This window comes from Nitrospirillum amazonense (genome assembly GCF_029594735.1).
GTDB lineage: Bacteria > Pseudomonadota > Alphaproteobacteria > Azospirillales > Azospirillaceae > Nitrospirillum > Nitrospirillum amazonense.
Window position 1 is genome coordinate 393935 of record NZ_JARPAF010000004.1, and the last position, 16995, is coordinate 410929.

Below are 16995 nucleotides of genomic sequence, written 5' to 3' on the forward strand. Positions count from 1 at the left end.
CTCCCATCTTCGATCCATGCCTTAAGCTGTTGATGATACACTGGTATCACCGCCTGTCCCGTCGCTTTGGGGAATTGCCGCCATGACGCCAGACGATTTCCGCCGCATCGCGCGCTCGCTGGCCGGGGTGGAGGAAGGCGCGCACATGGGCCATGCCGATTTTCGCGTGGGTAACCGCATCTTCGCCACGCTTGATCAAGACGCGGGGGACCCTGGTCTCGGGCGCGGCATGGTCAAGCTGGCGGTGGAGGAGCAAGAGATGAGGGTGGCAGCGGCTCCGGCCGTCTTCCAGCCGGTTCCCGGCGGCTGGGGGTGGGGTGGCGCCACCCACGTGGCCTTGGCGGCAGCGGATGAGGCCATGCTGACCGGCGCTTTGACGGCTGCCTGGCGTCTGGCGGTGGCCCAGGGGCCGACGCGGCCTCGAAAAAGGGTAGTTGGCGCAGGAAAACGGCTTAGTCCTTAACCCCTGGCGCATCCTGCTTCAGCCACCAGATGGCCAGTTCGTCGGCCGGCAGGCCGGGGCTGTAGAGGAAGCCTTGAGCCACGGGCACGCCCAGGGCGCGCAACCGCTCCGCCTGGTCCACCGTCTCCACACCCTCGGCCACCACCTTGGCGTCAATGACTGCCGCCACCTGGATGATGGCGCGCACCAGCATGTCCGATTTGGCGTCCCGGTTCATGTCTTGGACGAAACGCCGGTCTATCTTCACCGTCGTGGCCGGCAAGCGGTTCAAGTAGCTCAGCGATGAATAGCCGGTGCCGAAATCGTCCAGGGCCACGCCGAAGCCACGGTCCCGCAAACCCTGGATATGGTCGAACGTGCGCGCGTCGTCGCCGACGAAGACGGACTCGGTGATCTCCATCTCGATGCCCTCGGCCGTGGCCTCCTGCGCCATCAGCACGCCGTCGATGCCTTGCAGGAAATCCGCCTGTTGCACTTGCAAGGCACAGACGTTGACGGCAACCGGGATGTCCAATCCCTCCGTCCGCCAGGCGCGGCGCTGGCGTATGGCCATCTCCAACACCTGCAGCCCCATGGGCAGCACCAGGCCGCTGGCCTCCGCCAGATCCAGGAACTGGGCCGGCATCAGCAGGCCATGCCGGGGGGATTGCCAGCGCACCAGCGCCTCCACCCCTACCGGCCGCCCGGTTGTCAGGTCCAGCTTGGGCTGGTAGTGCAGCACCAGTTCGCGGTTGCGCAGGGCGGCACGGAATTCGGCCAGCAGTGCCAGGCCGGCATGGTTGCGCCGCTCCAGCTCCAGATTGAAGGCGATCAGCCGGCCACGGGCGCGCAACTTCGCATCCTTCAGGGCCAGCGACGCCTGCTGCACCAGCAGGTCGCCGGCCGGCTGGCCGTCATCGCCACCGGTCGTGCCGGTGACGGTGAACGTGCAGCCGCTGGTGGCCGACAGGCTGGCGTGGCGGCCGGCGACATCGAATCCGGTCTCGAACGCCACCTCCAGCCGGCTTTCCAGCAGGGCCAGCGACAGTTCCGCCTGCGCCGGGGCCGGCAGGGCCAGGGCGAAGCGGTCACCGCCGAAGCGGCTGATGGCCACAGCCTCGGGGAAATTGGCCACCAGACGGTGCCCAACGGCGCGCAGCAAAGCGTCCGCCACCTGAAAGCCCAGGCGCGCGTTGATGAAGTGGAACTGGTCCAGGTCCAGCAGGATGACCACCAGGTTCTGGCCGGACGCCGCCCGGTCCAACGCCGCGATGAAGCCGGCCCGGTTGGGCAGGGCGGTCAGGGGGTCGGTGAAGGCGACAGATCGCAGGTGCTCGAAGAGGGTCGCCGTTTCAAAGCCCAGCGCCACGTTGATGGTGAACAGGCGCACGAGGTCGCGCTTCTGCTCGTCCACTGGCGTGGGGGTGGACATGTAGATGGCCGCCGGGTGGGCGCTGCCCGATTGCAGGTACAGGATGTCACCACCCCGGCTCTTGAACCCTTCGCGGCGGGAGAACGCCTCCAGCAAGGCGGCCTCGATCTCCATATTGCCCAGGCTGGACAGGGGCTTGCGGATGTGGCCGGCGAAACGGCCGGCGGCGGCCACGATGACAGGGCCGTCCACCGTGCCCTGGGCGCACAACAGGCCCTCAGGCTCCATGCCCATCTGGGCGGCCAGCTGGATCAGGACGCCGGCGCTAAACTCGTTCAGGCTGCGCTCGCTGAATAGGTCGGCGGAGGCCTTGATCACCTGCTCCAGCCCCCGGCGGTGCCGGTCCAAGGCCACGATCTGCTCATAAGACCTGAGGGCGGTGATGATGCTGGAGGCCAGGCGGGTGACCGTCAGCTCGGTCTTGGCCTTGTAATCGTTGATGTCGTATTGGCGGATGACCTCCAGCTCGGGGGCATAGCCCGGCTGGCCCGTGCGCAGCACAATGCGCACCTGGTCGTTGCGCAATTCCTCCCGGATACGGCGCACCAGATCCAGGCCGGCGCGTTCATCCTCCATCACCACGTCCAGCAACACGACGGCGATGTCGGGCGTGCCGGCCAGATACTCGAACGCCTCCCAGGCAGTATAGCAGCTGTCCAGCGTCAGCGGCCGGCCGCGAAAATCCATACCCTCCAGGGCCAGGCGGGTGGCCAGGTGCACCTGCTCGTCATCGTCGACAACCAGGATGCGCCAGCCCGGCCCGCTTTGTCGGGCGGTTCCCCGGTCATCCTCGATATGGATCAGGGCTTCAGCCGGGTTCGCCATCAGCCGGGTTCTCCCGGTGAGGACGACGGCGCGTCGTCGGCGGTGTGTGGCGCCATCAGGGGTACCGTCAGCGTCACGGTCGTCCCCTGACCGGGCGTGGAGGCCACGGCGATGGCCCCGCCCAGGATGCCCGTGACGATGTTGTAGACGATATGCATGCCCAGGCCCGATCCCCCCTGGCCCATCTTGGTTGTGAAAAACGGTTCGAACAAGCGCCGCCGCACATCCTCGCCCATCCCGGCGCCGTTGTCCTGCACGCGCAGGGTTACATCCCGCGCGCTGCGGCTGGCCTCTATGCGCAGCAGCTGTCCGGTGGTCTGGCGTTCCCGCGCCGGCAGTGCCGTGTCGAAGGCGTGGAGTTCCGCGTTTTGGATCAGGTTGGTCAACACCTGGCCCAGCGGACCGGGGTAGCTGTCCAGGTCGATGCCGTCCGGGATGGTGGTCTCCACCCTGAAAGAGGCGCGCCGCAGCATGGGGCCCAGTGTGGTCAGGGTGTCGGAAACCATTTCGCCCAGGTTGAAGCGGCGGCGCTGGGAACTGGCGCGGTCCACCGCCACCTGCTTAAAGTGCTGCACAAGGGTGGTCGCGCGGTCCAGATTGCGCTCCAGCAGGTCGGTGCTGTCACGCGCCACGCGGGCGAAGCGGTCCACCGTGCTCTGCCGCAGCTGCCCGGCCTCGATGGCCGCCAGAAAGCGCTTGGTCTCCAACGCCAGGGTGCTACTGGCGCTGACGGCCACGCCCAGGGGGGAGTTCACCTCGTGCGCCACCCCGGCAACCAGGGATCCCAGCGCGGCCAGCTTCTCCGATTCCACCAACTGGTCCTGCAACTGGCGCAGCGTGGCCAGGTTGGTCTCCGCCTCCGTCTTGGCGGCGGACAGGGACTGCGCCTCATTGGTGCGGGCGGCGATCAACCGGTCGCGCTCCGCGCTTTTGTCACGCAGCACGGCCAGGGCCGCCGCCAGGCCGGCGATCTCGTCCCGCCGGTCGGTGCAGGGCAGGGGATGGTCGTAATGGCCCTGGGCGAAGGCCTCCGTGGCCAGGGTCATGGCCTGGATGGGGGCTGCGATGGTACGGATGGCCAGCCAGGCCAGGGCGGTGCCCGCAACCACCGCCAGGCCGATGGCGGACCACAGCAGCAGGCGCGTGGCGGCGTAGATGGTGTTGCCTTCGCGGGCCGTGGCCCGACCCTGGTTCACGTTGAAGGCCAGATCGCGCAGGATGGCGTCGGTCGCCTGGGTATCGGCGTCGCGCAGCGGCCCGTTGTAAAGGGCGATAGCCTGGTCCCGGTTATGCTCCCGCACCAGGTCGCGCAAACGCATCTGGTACTGCTGTCCAGCGGCCCAGGCCTGGTCGAAGGCGTGTAGGCGCTGCTCATCCTCCGTGTTCATCACGATATATTGCTGATAGTCGCGGCGCGCGATCTCGACATCCTGGCTGCGTTGGTCCAGCGCCTGCAGGTTGCGCTCCAGGTCGGCCTCGGGGGCGAACAACAGCCGCGCCTCCGCCAGGCGGTGGCTCTTGATGGCCGAGATCATCTGCCCGTTCACGGCCGTGCTGGGCAGCCAGTTGTCCCGGATGACGGCCGCCTTGTCGTTGAGCGCGCCCAGCCGGTCCATGGCCAGCCCGCCCACCAACGCCATGCCCAAGGTTAGCAGGCCAAAGGCCAGCAGAAGGCGCAGCCGCAAGGTCAATCCGCCGGCGGTGCGCGCGATCCGGTTGGACAAGTCGGCCGGTGGCCGGAGCGGGGTGGTGGCGACCATTTCCGCCGCTCCCATTTCAAGCGACCGGGGGCCGGAGGACTGTGCCATGAGCCATGCTTCCGCTTGCGATCCGCCGTCGGGCCGATCCCGGCATCTGGGCCTCGCATGTCCGGGCGGCAACCGCTGCCCAGGCGGTGCCCCGGCCGGGAAAAGACACGTTATCCCCTTAGCTTAACGTCTGCCATCGGCGGCGGACAGGGGCCTGGCTCTATCCTCCGGTACAGGACGGCGGCGGGCAAGGGTGCGAAAGAGGGGGCGGCGGCGCGGCCCCGCACAAAAGAAAAGGGCCGCCCGGCTGGACGGCCCTTCCCCGACAGGAGGCTTCCCTGAGGGAAGCCGATCCAATCAGACCGAATAGTACATCTTGTATTCGATGGGATGCGGCGAGGTTTCGAACGCCAGCACTTCTTCCATCTTCAGGTCGATGTAGCTGTTGATGAAGTCCTCGGTGAAGACATCGCCCTTCTTCAGGAAGGCGTTGTCGGCGGCCAGGGACTCCAGGGCCTCACGCAGCGAACGGCAGACGGTCGGCACTTCCTTCAGCTCTTCCGGCGGCAGGTCGTACAGGTTCTTGTCCATCGCGTCGCCGGGGTGGATCTTGTTCTGGATGCCATCCAGGCCGGCCATCAGCATGGCGGCGAAAGCCAGGTAGGGGTTCGCACCCGGGTCCGGGAAGCGGACCTCGACGCGCTTGCCCTTCGGGCTGTTCACGAACGGGATGCGGCAGGAGGCCGACCGGTTGCGCGAGGAGTAGGCCAGCAGCACCGGCGCCTCGTAGCCCGGGACCAGGCGCTTGTAGCTGTTGGTCAGCGGGTTGGTGAAGGCGTTCAGGGCGCGGGCGTGCTTGATGATGCCGCCGATGTAGTACAGGGCGGTCTCGGACAGGTCGGCGTAGCCGGAACCCGCGAACAGGGGCTTGCCTTCCTTCCAGATGGACTGGTGGCAGTGCATGCCCGAACCGTTGTCGCCGAACACCGGCTTCGGCATGAACGTGGCGGTCTTGCCGTAGGCGTGGGCGACGTTGTGCACCACGTACTTGTACAGCTGCATGGTGTCGGCCATGCGGACCAGGGTGCCGAACTTGATGCCCAGTTCGTGCTGGGACGCGGCCACCTCGTGGTGGTGCTTCTCGACCTCGACGCCCATGTCGGCCAGCACGGTCACCATCTCGGCGCGAAGGTCCTGGCCGGCGTCGACCGGGGCCACCGGGAAGTAACCGCCCTTGACGGCCGGACGGTGGGCCAGGTTGCCCTCCGGATAGGCCTTGGCGGAGGTGTAGGGGCCTTCCTCGCTGTCGAACTCGTACATGACGCGGTTCATCGAGACGTCGAACTTCACGTCGTCGAACACGAAGAACTCGGCCTCGGGGCCGAAGTAGGCGGTGTCGCCGATGCCGGCGCTGGCCATGTAGTTCTCAGCGGCCTTGGCGATGGAGCGCGGGTCGCGCTTGTAGGGCTGGCCGGTGGAGGGCTCCAGCACGTCGCAGAACACGGTCAGCAGCGGCTGGGCGGCGAACGGGTCCAGGATGGCGGTGGCGGGGTCGGGCATCAGGATCATGTCCGACTCGTTGATGGCCTTCCAACCGGCGATCGACGACCCGTCGAACATCACGCCGTCGGTGAACATCTCCTCGTTCACGGTGCTGATGTGCTGGGCGGTGTGCTGCAGCTTGCCGCGCGGATCGGTGAAACGGAAGTCGACGTACTTGACGTCGTGCTCCTTAACCAGGTCGAAGAACTTCGCGATATCGGACATCTTGATGGGTTCCCTAAAGTTCTGGGAGATGTTGGGTGACTACTGACTTTGCGTGCATGGGCGGGAACATCGCTGCGCCCCCCATCCCATAATGTTCCGGCGCCCTGGGTTACTCCCATCCCGGGCCGCCAGCCCCAAATGTATGATCAATGATCGATGACCATTGATATCCCGGACGGCAACGCGCCCGGCCGTTTCCGTCTATGCCACCCGGCGTGGCATCCGGCGAACCGGCGTCAGACGGCGTCCGGCCCCCGTTCACCGGTGCGGATGCGGATGACATCCTCCACCGGGGTCACGAAAATTTTGCCGTCGCCGATACGGCCGGTATGCGCCGCCTGTTGAATAGCCTCAATGGCGCGATCGACCAACTGATCGTCCATCACGATCTCGATCTTCACCTTGGGCAGGAAGTCCACGACATACTCCGCGCCGCGATACAGCTCGGTATGGCCCTTCTGCCGGCCGAAGCCCTTGGCCTCGGTCACGGTGATGCCCTTGATGCCGACTTCGTGCAGCGCTTCCTTCACCTCGTCCAGCTTGAACGGTTTGATGATGGCTTCGATCTTTTTCATCGCTTACGGCCACGCCTTCGCTTCAAGGGCGGGAGATGGTCGGCACCAGTGCCGGGACTGCGGGGACCAACGGGGCCGCATGCCTGGGAACTGATGCCGGAAACCCCCCACGATTTTCAATTCGGTATCTGGCCCATAGACAACACGGGTGGGGCGCATCCCGCAACAGGCGTCGCCGCCCCCCATGTGGCCCGGCCGGACCGGGGCAACAGGATAGCACGCCCCATGCCAACCCGGCCGACGGGGCGAGCCCGGCCCTCCGGCCCCTCCGCCCCCAACGTATGCGCGCTTCTTATGCAAACAACAGCACAAAAATTAATCAACGGCCTGTATTTTGTCCTTTGAGGTGTCGGTGTGGCTGATTTGCGGGGATGCCAATGCCTCGATTGCAGCCTATCGCGGGGCGCGACCCCGGCATGTGAAGATTATTTTATCAGAATGCTTGACGGGGTGGGGGCAGGTGGTGCAGAAACCCGCCTCACGGCGGCGGTGGTAGCTCAGCTGGTAGAGCTCTCGGTTGTGGTCCGAGCGGTCGTGGGTTCGAGTCCCATCCATCGCCCCATCCTCCTTGTACTATGTATAAGGACAGCAAAGGCGCCCTCACCGGGCGCCTTTTTGCTTTTCTGGGTCCTTTCACCATGCGGCGGCGCTAGACTGACTTCCCGACAGGCAAGCCGGGCGGCACCATGACCTTCACCTTCGGCGACATCTGCGCCCGGGCCCTGGCTTGGCCGGGAGTAGAGGAGGGCACCTCCTATGGCACGCCAGCGCTGAAGGTGCGCGGCAAGCTCCTGGCCCGCCTGCGCGAGGACGGCGACACCCTGGTTGTTACCGGCGTGGACACGGACGAGCGCGCCCTGCTGATGGCTATCGAACCCGCCGTCTATCATCTGACCGACCATTATGTGGGCTGGCCCATCGTGTTGGCGCGCTTGTCCGCCATCTCCAGCCAGAGCTCTTTGGACAAGGTGATGGGCCTGCTACACCGCCAATGGCGCGCGGTGGCGCCCAAGACCCTGGTCCGGCGGTTCGACGTGGCCGGTTCGGCATAGTCGGATCTGCGGCGAACGTCAGTGGCCGCCGCAGCTACTGCCCCCGCATCCGCCATGGCCGCCACATCCGCCGTGCCCGCCGCCGCAATGGCCATGCCCATCCCCGCCGCCGCCGTGATGGTGGCCTTGGCCGCCGCCATCCCCGCTGGTGGAGAATGAGTCGGTCGCACCGCCGCCGTGACTCCGCGTCTTGCTCACCCAGGCCACGGCCAGGGGGCTGGGCGCCGGCCATGCCAACGGGTCGGGCGCCCCGTAGCACTCCTTGTAGGCGATCCAGGTGCGGGCATAAGCCTCCGCGCTACCGGCGCCGACATGATGATGGATGAAGCGGCCGGCCACGGCCTGACAGTAGGCGGCATACAGGGCGGTACACAGCACCAGTTCGTGCCAATAGTCATCGACCAGGCTGTCGGGTGCGCCCAAGGGCTGTTTTGCCGCCCATCCCGGCGGGGCGGCCATCAGGCCGAAATAACGCCGGAACTCCTGTTCCCAGAAAGCGGCGCCGGCGGCGTCCAGGTCATACCGCTTGCGGAAGCGCTCCGTCGCGAGCGAGAGGTCGTGGACGAACACGGCCCGCAGGCGTTTTTGACGTTTGTTGAGAAGGTGGCCGCCCCAGGCGGCTATGGTGGCCCAACTGGCCAGGATCAACGTACCCGGTCCCCAAATGGCGGACATAAGCCCTCGACGGGTGGTTACGGACGACTCCATTATACCTGGGGAATCCCGCCGCCGCCAGCGTGGCGTTGTCTTGCCGCCGCCGGCATCAACCCCTGGTCGTTCAATCGCCCGAGTGTCCGCCCATGGCCCCGACCGCCGCTTCCGCCCTCGCCCTGCTGTCCGTGGCCCACATGCGGGCCGCCGATGCCGCCGCCATTGCGGGGGGAGTGCCGGGCATCACCTTGATGGAGCATGCGGGCCGCGCGGTGGCGGGCGTCGTGATGGCGCGCTTCGGCCTGGGTCCGGTGACGGTGCTGTGCGGGCCGGGCAACAACGGCGGTGACGGATTCGTGGCGGCCCGTCATCTGGCCGCCGCCGGCTGGCCCGTGCGCTTGGCCACGCTGGGGGATCTGGAGCGCTTGACGGGTGATGCGGCCCTGGCGGCGGCCGATTGGGTGGAGATCTGGGGGCGGGACTCGGTGCTGGAGGCCGTACCCGCCGTGCTGGCCGGGGCGACGGTGGTGATCGACGCGCTGTTCGGCGTGGGGCTGTCGCGCCCCCTGGGCGGCAGGGCGGCGGAGGTGGTGGCCGCCATCGCGGATGCGCGCCGGGGCGGGGCCGTCGTGCTGGCGGTGGACGTGCCCAGCGGCCTGGACGCCGACACCGGCGCGCCGGTGGGCGACGTCATGGTCCGGGCCGACGTCACCGTCACCTTCTTCCGCAAAAAGCCGGGGCATCTGCTGTTGCCCGGCCGTGTGGCCTGCGGCGCCACCATCGTGGCCGACATCGGCATTCCCGATGTCGTGCTGGCGGACCCGGCGGTGGCCACGGACGTTTGGGAGAACGGGCCGGCCTTGTTCACCGGCCACCTGCCGCGCCCCCGCGTCGATGACCATAAATATAGGCGGGGCCATGCCCTGGTGCTGGGCGGGGCGGTCATGACCGGGGCGGCGCGTCTGGCGGCGCGCGCCGCGCAGCGCGCCGGCGCGGGCCTGGTGACGGTGGCCAGCCCACCCGCGGCGGAGCTGATCTATCGCCTTTCCAGCCCCAGCCAGATTGTGCGCCCCATGGCGGACCTGCACGCCGCCGAGGCGATCCTGGCCGACCCGCGCATCACGGCAGCCGTGCTGGGTCCGGGCGCCGGTACGGACGACGATGGCCAGGCGCTGCTGCGCGCCCTGGTCGCCGCTGCCCGCCGGCGCGCGGGCGGCCAAGTGGATGCCGGCTCCGGGGGTGCCGGCTTCGGCCTTGTGCTGGACGCCGACATTTTCACCGCCTTCGCCGGCCAGGCGGACGCGCTGGGGGCTCATCTGGCGGGCCGGGTGGTGCTGACCCCGCACGAAGGCGAGTTCGCCCGCCTGTTCGGGCCGGGGCACGCCGTACTGGCGGGGGACAAGCTGACGCGCGCCCAGGCCGCCGCCCGCCATCTGGGTGCGGTCATCCTGCTGAAGGGGCCGGACACGGTCATCGCCCACCCTGATGGCCGTGCCGCCATCGAGGCCGGCGGCCCGCCCACGCTCGCCACCGCAGGGTCGGGTGACGTCCTGGCGGGCCTGTGCCTGGGCCTGCTGGCCGGCGGCATGGACGCCTGGCATGCCGCCCTGGCCGCCGCCTGGCTGCATGCCCGGGCCGCCCTGCGCTTCGGTCCCGGCCTGGTGGCCGAGGACTTGCCAGAACAGGTGCCGACCCTGTTGGCGGACTTGGCGGCAACGTGACGGCAAGGCGGGCGGCGAGATGCCAAATAAAAATCCTATAAAATTGTAGATAAGCCCGCTGACATCCACGTCGGCGACTAAGCCCTCCCCTTTGGCGCAGACCAACCCCCACAGCCTGTCGCGGCAGGAATATTTAAAATGCCATATTTGCCATATGCCAAAAGCATTGCCCGCACTAAAACAATGAGATACTCTTGATATAGATTGAAACTGCTTCGCGGCATTTGCCCCCGACCAGGGGCGTGACTGGCCGGCACAATAACCATTTCCACCCCCACTGGGCTTCCGGCACGCGTATCTGGTCCGGGCCTGGGAAGGGTCGGCTTCCCGAAGTATTGGGAACTGTGGGGGTGGCGCCGACCCATGTCGAGGTATCGCGGGCGGGGCAAGGCGACGGGGCCTTTATCCCGAACGTCTGGTGTCGGCGCCAATAAACGCCCTGTTCATTGGGTGGAGTGCCGGGCCTGCTTTATTAGGGGGGCAAGTGTGGGCTTCTCTCTTTTCCGCCGGTCGCGCCTGGACGATCCGTTGCAGGTTGGCGCGCAGTATCGTCGGGTCGTTTCCGGCAGCGTGACGGAAACGGCAGAGGTCTTGACCATCACCACAGACAGTTTCCACATCCCACACGTGCGTTTCATGGTGCGCAACAACCTGCCCGAAGGCAGTTGCGCCCCGGACCAGCGCACGCTGTCGGCTGAAAGCTTCAGCCGCCTGTTCAACGAGCGGGTCGCCAGCTGACGGGACCCCCTACTCGGTGCGCTCATACATCTTCTGCGCAACCACCCTTTCCAACCCGACCCCACCCGGCAGCCCGTCTCCACCCAGGGTGACTGCGTGTTTTCCTGAGGGTGCGCGGGTGAGGGCCATCGCATCCGCCGCATGGCTGCAACGCCGGCGGCGTTTCCTACAGATCATGACCAGGCGGTGGACGGGATCGGAACCGCCCCGCCGAACCGGCCGCGTGTCCCTCGCCGGAGGTGGTAGTCCCCGGAACGGCCTGGAATAGTTGGTGGAATTGCCCATATCGTCCACCTGGGCCACTCTCGCTGGTGGCTATGCCGGCAGGCATTCCGCCATGCCGGTATGCCCCGGAAGGCGTGCTAGGGACGGTCGGTATGGGATGGAAAGACGCGATGTCCTCTGAGGCCCCGGCGTGGTCGGCGCCCATCCCGCCTGCGCCTTCCGTCCCGGCTCCGTTCCCTCCCGTGACTTTCACCGGCCCTGTGGGTGACCTGGTGGATCTGGTCCAGGCCTTGTCCTTCTGCCGCGACGTGCCCAGCGTCATGGCTGTGGTGCGCATGGCGGCCAGGGCGCTGAGCGGTGCCGACGGCGTCACCTTCGTCCTGCGGGATGGCGAGCTGTGCCACTACGCGGATGAGGATGCCATCGGCCCCCTGTGGAAGGGCCGGCGCTTTCCCTTGTCCACCTGCATATCCGGCTGGGTCATGCTGAACCGGCAGCCGGCGGTCATTCCCGACATCTATCAGGATGATCGCATCCCCCATGACGCCTACCGCCCCACCTTTGTGAAAAGCCTGGTGATGGTGCCGGTCCGCACGGATGAGCCGGTGGCCGCCATCGGCGCCTATTGGGCGACGGTGCGCATGCCCAAGGCCGAGGAGGTGGCATTGCTGCAGGCTGTTGCCCATTCCACCGCCGTGGCCCTGACCAATGTCCAGCTTTATGAGTCGCTACGCGCCGCCGTCGCCGAAAGCCAGGCGCGGGCGGAGGAGGCGGAAAGGGCCAATCGCGCCAAGTCCGTCTTCCTGGCCGCGATCAGCCATGATCTGCGCCAACCGCTGCAGACCATGCGGCTTTACCACAATATGCTGAGTGAGCGGGCGGCCAACGGCCGCGCCGCTGTTGCCCCGGCGGCTGCCGGTGGCGCCGTTTTCCGCCCTGCATCCGCCAACGGGTTGGCCAACGCTCTTGACCGCAAGCTGATCGCGGGCATGGGGGAAGCGCTATCGGCGGGGGAGGAGCTGTTGCGCGCCCTGCTGGACGTGTCGGTGCTGGACGCCGGCACGGTGACGGCGAATCCGCAGCGCTTCGGTCTGGAGGCGATGGTGGCCGGCCTGGTCAGCGCCGTACGGGGCGACGCCGAGAAGGCGGGGGTGGAGATCCGCCTGCGCGCCGCCGCCAAGGCCGGCCCGCAGGCGGCCCTGGAGGAGGCGGACACCGACCCCGTCCTGCTGAAATGCATCCTGCGCAACCTGCTGACCAACGCCATCCGCTACACCGGCCGCGGCGGGCGCGTCCTGGTTTCCACCCGCCGCCGGGGCCGGTCCATGCTGGTCCAGGTGTGGGACACGGGCGTGGGCATTTCCGCCGATCAGCTGGACACGGTGTTCGAAGATTTCGTCCAGCTGAGCAATCCGGAACGTGACCGGACCAAGGGACTGGGACTGGGGCTGGGCATCGTCCGCCGCATGGCCCGCCTGCTGGGCACCACCGTCACCGTGCGCTCGGTTCCCGGCCGTGGCTCGGTCTTCTCGGTCCTGGTGCCTTGCGTGCCGACGGCGCCGGCTGTGGGGGCCCCGGCCACCAGGGACAGCCTGCGGGCCTTTCCCCGCGACGGCCAGCGCCCGGCCCAGCGGGAGAGCGACCCGCGCACCATCCTGGCGGTGGAGGACGACGCCCTGCAGCGCATGGCGCTGGGCGCCATCATCGAGAGCTGGGGCTATCGCGTCATCACCGCCGCCGGGTCCGACGACGCCCTGGCTGCCATGCGCGACGCCGTGCGCCTGCCGGGCCTGGTGATCAGCGACTTCCGCCTGCCCGGTCCCCTCAACGGCGTGCAGCTGGTGGCCCGCCTGGGCAACGAGGTGCGGCGCCATCTGCCCGGCATCATCGTCACCGGCGACACCGACCCCGCCCGCATCCAGGAGGCGTCGGCCACCGGCTGCGTCCTGATCCACAAGCCCTACCTGCCCGAGGTCCTGCGCGCCGCCATTGAGGAGGCGATGCGCGGGGAGGACGAGGGCGGAGGCCGGAGGGATGACCAGGCGGGGGCGTTGGACGCCTGAGGGACCAGCCTGCGGCGAAACGGCATCAAAACTTTCAAGGGGCAAATTTTTAAATACCGGGCTTCAGGCCCGGCGCGGCCGGGTCTATAACCCTGGGCAACGATCGGGCGCCGCCTCCCCTCGCGGTGGCACGCGCCCCACCCTTAGGGAAGATCTACGGTATGCCCGACGCCGCCTCGACCGTTATGGCCGCCCCCGCCGACAAGATCCGCCTGCTGGAGGCGCTGGAGCGCAAGGTGCTCTGGCTGTCGGCCTGGACCATCCACAACGCCAACCACATCCGCCCGTCGCGCGACGGGTTGAAGGTGGGCGGCCACCAGGCCTCCAGCGCCTCGCTGGCCAGCATCATGACGGCGCTTTATTTCGACGTGCTGCGGCCGCAGGACCGGGTGGCGGTGAAACCGCACGCCAGCCCCGTCTTCCATGCCATCCAATACATGCTGGGCCGCCAGACCCAGGAGAAGCTGGAGCGTTTCCGCGCTTTGGGCGGGGCCCAGAGCTACCCCTCGCGCACCAAGGACACCGACGATGTGGACTTCTCGACCGGCTCGGTCGGCTTGGGCGTCGCCGTCACCGCCTTCGCTTCCCTGGTGCAGGACTATGTGCGCCTGAAGGGCCTGTCGGACCAGCCGGAGGGACGCATGGTCGCCCTGGTGGGCGATGCCGAGATGGACGAGGGCAACGTCTTCGAAGCCATGCTGGAAGGCTGGAAGCACGATCTGCGCAACACCTGGTGGATCATCGACTATAACCGCCAGAGCCTGGACAGCGTGGTGTCGGACCGGCTGTGGGTGCCCATTGAGGGCATGTTCCGCTCGCTGGACTGGAACGTGCAGATCCTGAAGTACGGCAAGAAGCTGGAGGCCGCGTTCGCGCAAGAGGGGGGCGACGCCCTGCGCCAGTGGATCGACACCTGCCCCAACCAGCTGTATTCCGCCCTGACCTTCAAGGGCGGGGCCGCCTGGCGCGAGGCGCTGACCCACGACTTGGGCGACACGCGCGGCATCCGCCACATCCTGGACGCCCATGACGACGCGGCCCTGGGCACCCTCATGACCAACCTGGCGGGCCATGACCTACCCACGCTGCTGGAGACCTTTCACGGTACGACCGACGACCGCCCGGCTTGCTTCATCGCCTACACGGTCAAGGGCCGGGGCTTGCCCTTCCAGGGACACAAGGACAACCATTCCGGCCTGATGAACCCGGACCAGATGGCCGCCTTCAAGGCCGCCTGCGGGCTGAAGGACGGCCAGGAATGGGACCGGTATGCGGGCCTGGACGTCGACCCGGCGGCGCTGGACGCCTTCCTGGCGGACGTGCCTTTCGCCCAGGGTACCGGTCCGGGTAAGGCGAGCCGCCGCCTGAAGGCCGCCGCGATCCCGGTGCCGCCCGCCCTGGCGGTCGATTTGGGCGCCCGCATGTCGACGCAGGAGGGATTCGGCAAAATCCTGGGTGAGATCGCCAAGGGCGACGACGACCTGGCCGCGCGCATCGTCACCACCTCCCCCGACGTCACCGTGTCCACCAACCTAGGCCCCTGGGTGAACCGGCGCGGCCTATTCGCGCGTACCGAGACGCAGGATGTCTTCCGCGAACAGAAGGTGGTTTCCGCCCAGCGCTGGCAAGGGGCCCCCGGCGGCCAGCACATCGAGCTGGGCATCGCCGAGCACAATCTGTTCCTCATGCTGGCGGCCCTGGGCCTCAGCCATGACCTGTTCGGCGCCCGGCTGCTGCCCATCGGCACCCTCTACGACCCCTTCATCAAGCGCGGCCTGGACGCCATGAACTACGCGGCCTACCAGGATGCCCGCTTCATGGTGGTCGCCACTCCCTCGGGCGTCACCCTGGCGCCTGAGGGTGGGGCGCATCAGTCCATCGCCACGCCGCTGATCGGCATGGGCCTGCCCAACGTGTCCAGCTATGAGCCCGCCTATGTCGATGAACTGGCGGCCATCATGGCCTGGGGGTTCGACCATATGCAGCGGCCGGACGGCGGCTCCCTCTACCTGCGCCTGACCACCCGCCAAGTGGACCAGCCCAAGCGCGACCGGGGCCTGGACCGCGACGCCGTCATCGCCGGCGGGTATTGGCTGCGTCCGCCGGCGCCGGACGCGGAGTTCGCCATCGTCTATTGCGGCGCCCTGGCGCCCGAGGCGCTGGAGGCCCATGCCCAGGTGCTGGAGGACTGCCCCGGCGCCGGCCTGCTGGCGGTGACCTCGCCGGATCGGCTGCACGCCGGCTGGACGGCGGCGCAACGGCAGGGCAGGGGCGGCGACGCCCATGTCCACCGCTTGCTGTCGGCCCTGCCGGCCGGTGCCAAGCTGGTGACCGTCATCGACGGCCATCCCGCCACCCTGTCCTGGCTGGGCTCCGTGCGCGGCCAGACCGTGGCGGCCCTGGGGGTTGAGACATTCGGCCAGTCCGCCGACATCCCCGACCTGTATCGGGTCCAGGGCCTGGATGCCGACGCCATCGTGGACGCGTGCGCCAAGGTGCTTTTGGGCTGATATGCGACCAAGCCACCGGCATGAGCCCCCATGCCGGTGGTGGCCCGCGGCCGCCGCTTGAGGGCGACACAGACCCTCAGAACTCTCCCAATGCCCTGATCTGGGTGCCGTCGGCCGTGAAGTTCTCCGGCGCCAGCCAAGCCGCCAGGCGCTGGCGGCGCGCCGGCCATTCCGCATCCAGAATGGAAAAGACGTTGCTGTCCCAGTTGCGGCCCTTCAGCCACAAGGTCTGGCGCAGCAACCCCTCATGGGTGAAGCCGTAGCGCAGCGCCGCCTTGATGGAGGCGACGTTGGGCGGGCCGCAGCGCCATTCCAGGCGGCGATAGCCCCCCTGGCCCGCCCCTTGGCCCAGCGCATAGTCGATCAGCAGGAACACGCCCTCCGTCCCGGTCACCTTGCGGCTGAGGAGGGGGCCGTAGACCAGGCCCATCTCCACCGTTCCCATGTCGGGGTTGGCGTTCAGCAGCAGCAGCAGGCCGGCGGCCGCCGGCGCGCCGCCCGTCTTGTCCATCACCGCGTACATGGTCTGCCCCGGCCGGGGCAGGCGGTCGCGCAGCCATTGGGTAAAGGCCGCCTGGTCCGCGAAGGGGCCGCCGGGAATGTGGTCCCACAGGTTGGCGTGCTGGCCGATCGCCAGCCACAGGCCAGGGGCATGGCGGTCCAAGTCGATCCGTTCCAGATCCACCGTGCGGCCGGGCAGCCGGTCGGCGGTCAGAGCGGGGCGGGGCAGATCGGGGGTGAGGGGCGGCGGCGACGGGGCGGTCATGGCGGCGGCGGTCATGCGGCGGGGAACCTCGGTTGGCGCGGGTTGTCCTTGGGGAAGTACAGCATAACAAGCACTTCGTTGCCGCCGATAGCCGGCTTCATGGGGTGATTCGTCGATGGGCCTCGCAATGGCCGCCACTTTCGGTCTGGCCGGCGGGGCTGACCGGTGGGGTGGGACGGGCGGCGCTCGGCCCTTTGATAGGCCCCACCCCTGGCCTAGATTCCTATTTACGCGGGTGCGCGGGTGCTATAGATCGGACGGCGCCTGGAAGGGTCCGGGCGCCATTTCCATGCCTATTCCCCATTGACGCCACCGGCGTCGGCGGGGGCGGGCTTCTGGGAATGGGGCGCCCAAGCGATCCTAGAACCGGGTTTGGCCGCGGGCGTGGCGGAACTGGTAGACGCGCCGGATTTAGGTTCCGGTGACGAAAGTCGTGGGGGTTCGAGTCCCTTCGCCCGCACCAAGCACGAGATATCAACC

At 67.9% G+C, this 16995-nt stretch carries 12 protein-coding genes and 2 tRNA genes; 8 read left to right on the forward strand and 6 right to left on the reverse strand.

Going from position 1 to position 16995, the window contains the following annotated elements:
• The first annotated feature begins 82 nt into the window (after window positions 1-82).
• Window positions 83-463 (forward strand): MmcQ/YjbR family DNA-binding protein, encoded by a 381-nt coding sequence (locus P5F91_RS22585; protein WP_145608559.1) that lies wholly within the window; start codon window positions 83-85, stop codon window positions 461-463.
• Here P5F91_RS22585 and P5F91_RS22590 read toward each other — a convergent pair.
• The 4 genes from P5F91_RS22590 to P5F91_RS22610 all read right to left on the reverse strand — a co-directional run bounded on the left by P5F91_RS22590 (window position 453) and on the right by P5F91_RS22610 (window position 6789).
• Window positions 453-2699, reverse strand: coding sequence for an EAL domain-containing response regulator (locus tag P5F91_RS22590; protein ID WP_145608557.1), 2247 nt, complete (start codon window positions 2697-2699; stop codon window positions 453-455). The genes P5F91_RS22585 and P5F91_RS22590 overlap by 11 nt on opposite strands.
• Window positions 2699-4507: an ATP-binding protein gene (locus tag P5F91_RS29920; RefSeq protein WP_422394490.1), complete on the reverse strand. Its 1809-nt coding sequence runs from the start codon at window positions 4505-4507 to the stop codon at window positions 2699-2701. The genes P5F91_RS22590 and P5F91_RS29920 overlap by 1 nt, the downstream gene beginning before the upstream one ends.
• Window positions 4508-4804: 297 nt before the next feature.
• Window positions 4805-6214: a type I glutamate--ammonia ligase gene (gene glnA, locus P5F91_RS22605; protein WP_145608554.1), complete on the reverse strand. Its 1410-nt coding sequence runs from the start codon at window positions 6212-6214 to the stop codon at window positions 4805-4807.
• Between the two features lie 236 nt (window positions 6215-6450).
• Entirely contained in the window at window positions 6451-6789 is a 339-nt protein-coding gene (locus tag P5F91_RS22610; RefSeq protein WP_004274165.1) for a P-II family nitrogen regulator, read from the reverse strand.
• A gap of 486 nt (window positions 6790-7275) precedes the next feature.
• Here P5F91_RS22610 and P5F91_RS22615 point away from each other — a divergent pair.
• Together P5F91_RS22615 and P5F91_RS22620 are read left to right on the forward strand one after the other, a co-directional pair.
• Window positions 7276-7351, forward strand: a tRNA-His gene (locus P5F91_RS22615).
• A gap of 124 nt (window positions 7352-7475) precedes the next feature.
• The gene (locus tag P5F91_RS22620) at window positions 7476-7841 is read left to right on the forward strand and encodes an MmcQ/YjbR family DNA-binding protein (protein ID WP_145608552.1); all 366 of its coding nucleotides are present in this window, start codon (window positions 7476-7478) and stop codon (window positions 7839-7841) included.
• An 18-nt stretch (window positions 7842-7859) separates the two neighbouring features.
• Here the strand turns inward: P5F91_RS22620 and P5F91_RS22625 are convergent, their stop codons facing one another.
• On the reverse strand, window positions 7860-8516 hold the full coding sequence (locus tag P5F91_RS22625; protein ID WP_277908336.1) for a glycine-rich domain-containing protein: 657 nt from the start codon (window positions 8514-8516) through the stop codon (window positions 7860-7862).
• A 125-nt stretch (window positions 8517-8641) separates the two neighbouring features.
• Between P5F91_RS22625 and P5F91_RS22630 the strand changes: the two genes are divergently transcribed.
• The 4 genes from P5F91_RS22630 (at window position 8642) to P5F91_RS22645 (ending at window position 15749) form a co-directional block, all read left to right on the forward strand.
• Window positions 8642-10213: an NAD(P)H-hydrate dehydratase gene (locus P5F91_RS22630; RefSeq protein ID WP_145608548.1), complete on the forward strand. Its 1572-nt coding sequence runs from the start codon at window positions 8642-8644 to the stop codon at window positions 10211-10213.
• A gap of 486 nt (window positions 10214-10699) precedes the next feature.
• The gene (locus P5F91_RS22635; RefSeq protein WP_138918590.1) at window positions 10700-10951 is read left to right on the forward strand and encodes a hypothetical protein; all 252 of its coding nucleotides are present in this window, start codon (window positions 10700-10702) and stop codon (window positions 10949-10951) included.
• Window positions 10952-11418: 467 nt separating this feature from the next.
• Window positions 11419-13239 (forward strand): hybrid sensor histidine kinase/response regulator, encoded by a 1821-nt coding sequence (locus P5F91_RS22640; protein ID WP_277908337.1) that lies wholly within the window; start codon window positions 11419-11421, stop codon window positions 13237-13239.
• A gap of 161 nt (window positions 13240-13400) precedes the next feature.
• Complete coding sequence (locus P5F91_RS22645) at window positions 13401-15749, forward strand: transketolase (protein ID WP_422394491.1); 2349 nt, start codon at window positions 13401-13403, stop codon at window positions 15747-15749.
• A 76-nt stretch (window positions 15750-15825) separates the two neighbouring features.
• On the opposite strand, the gene P5F91_RS22650 is transcribed toward P5F91_RS22645, so the two are convergent.
• Window positions 15826-16530, reverse strand: coding sequence for a GNAT family N-acetyltransferase (locus P5F91_RS22650; RefSeq protein WP_277908338.1), 705 nt, complete (start codon window positions 16528-16530; stop codon window positions 15826-15828).
• 363 nt (window positions 16531-16893) lie between these two features.
• Between P5F91_RS22650 and P5F91_RS22655 the strand changes: the two genes are divergently transcribed.
• A tRNA-Leu gene (locus tag P5F91_RS22655) sits at window positions 16894-16978 on the forward strand.
• Window positions 16979-16995 lie beyond the last annotated feature (17 nt).

What these genes read in the sequence shown, in the direction of transcription:
- P5F91_RS22585 (WP_145608559.1), top strand. Translation starts at nt 83, where the DNA reads ATGACGCCAGACGATTTCCGCCGCATCGCGCGCTCGCTGGCCGGGGTG.
- P5F91_RS22590 (WP_145608557.1), bottom strand. Translation starts at nt 2,699, where the DNA reads ATGGCGAACCCGGCTGAAGCCCTGATCCATATCGAGGATGACCGGGGA.
- P5F91_RS29920 (WP_422394490.1), bottom strand. Translation starts at nt 4,507, where the DNA reads ATGGCACAGTCCTCCGGCCCCCGGTCGCTTGAAATGGGAGCGGCGGAA.
- glnA (WP_145608554.1), bottom strand. Translation starts at nt 6,214, where the DNA reads ATGTCCGATATCGCGAAGTTCTTCGACCTGGTTAAGGAGCACGACGTC.
- P5F91_RS22610 (WP_004274165.1), bottom strand. Translation starts at nt 6,789, where the DNA reads ATGAAAAAGATCGAAGCCATCATCAAACCGTTCAAGCTGGACGAGGTG.
- P5F91_RS22620 (WP_145608552.1), top strand. Translation starts at nt 7,476, where the DNA reads ATGACCTTCACCTTCGGCGACATCTGCGCCCGGGCCCTGGCTTGGCCG.
- P5F91_RS22625 (WP_277908336.1), bottom strand. Translation starts at nt 8,516, where the DNA reads ATGTCCGCCATTTGGGGACCGGGTACGTTGATCCTGGCCAGTTGGGCC.
- P5F91_RS22630 (WP_145608548.1), top strand. Translation starts at nt 8,642, where the DNA reads ATGGCCCCGACCGCCGCTTCCGCCCTCGCCCTGCTGTCCGTGGCCCAC.
- P5F91_RS22645 (WP_422394491.1), top strand. Translation starts at nt 13,401, where the DNA reads ATGCCCGACGCCGCCTCGACCGTTATGGCCGCCCCCGCCGACAAGATC.
- P5F91_RS22650 (WP_277908338.1), bottom strand. Translation starts at nt 16,530, where the DNA reads ATGACCGCCGCCGCCATGACCGCCCCGTCGCCGCCGCCCCTCACCCCC.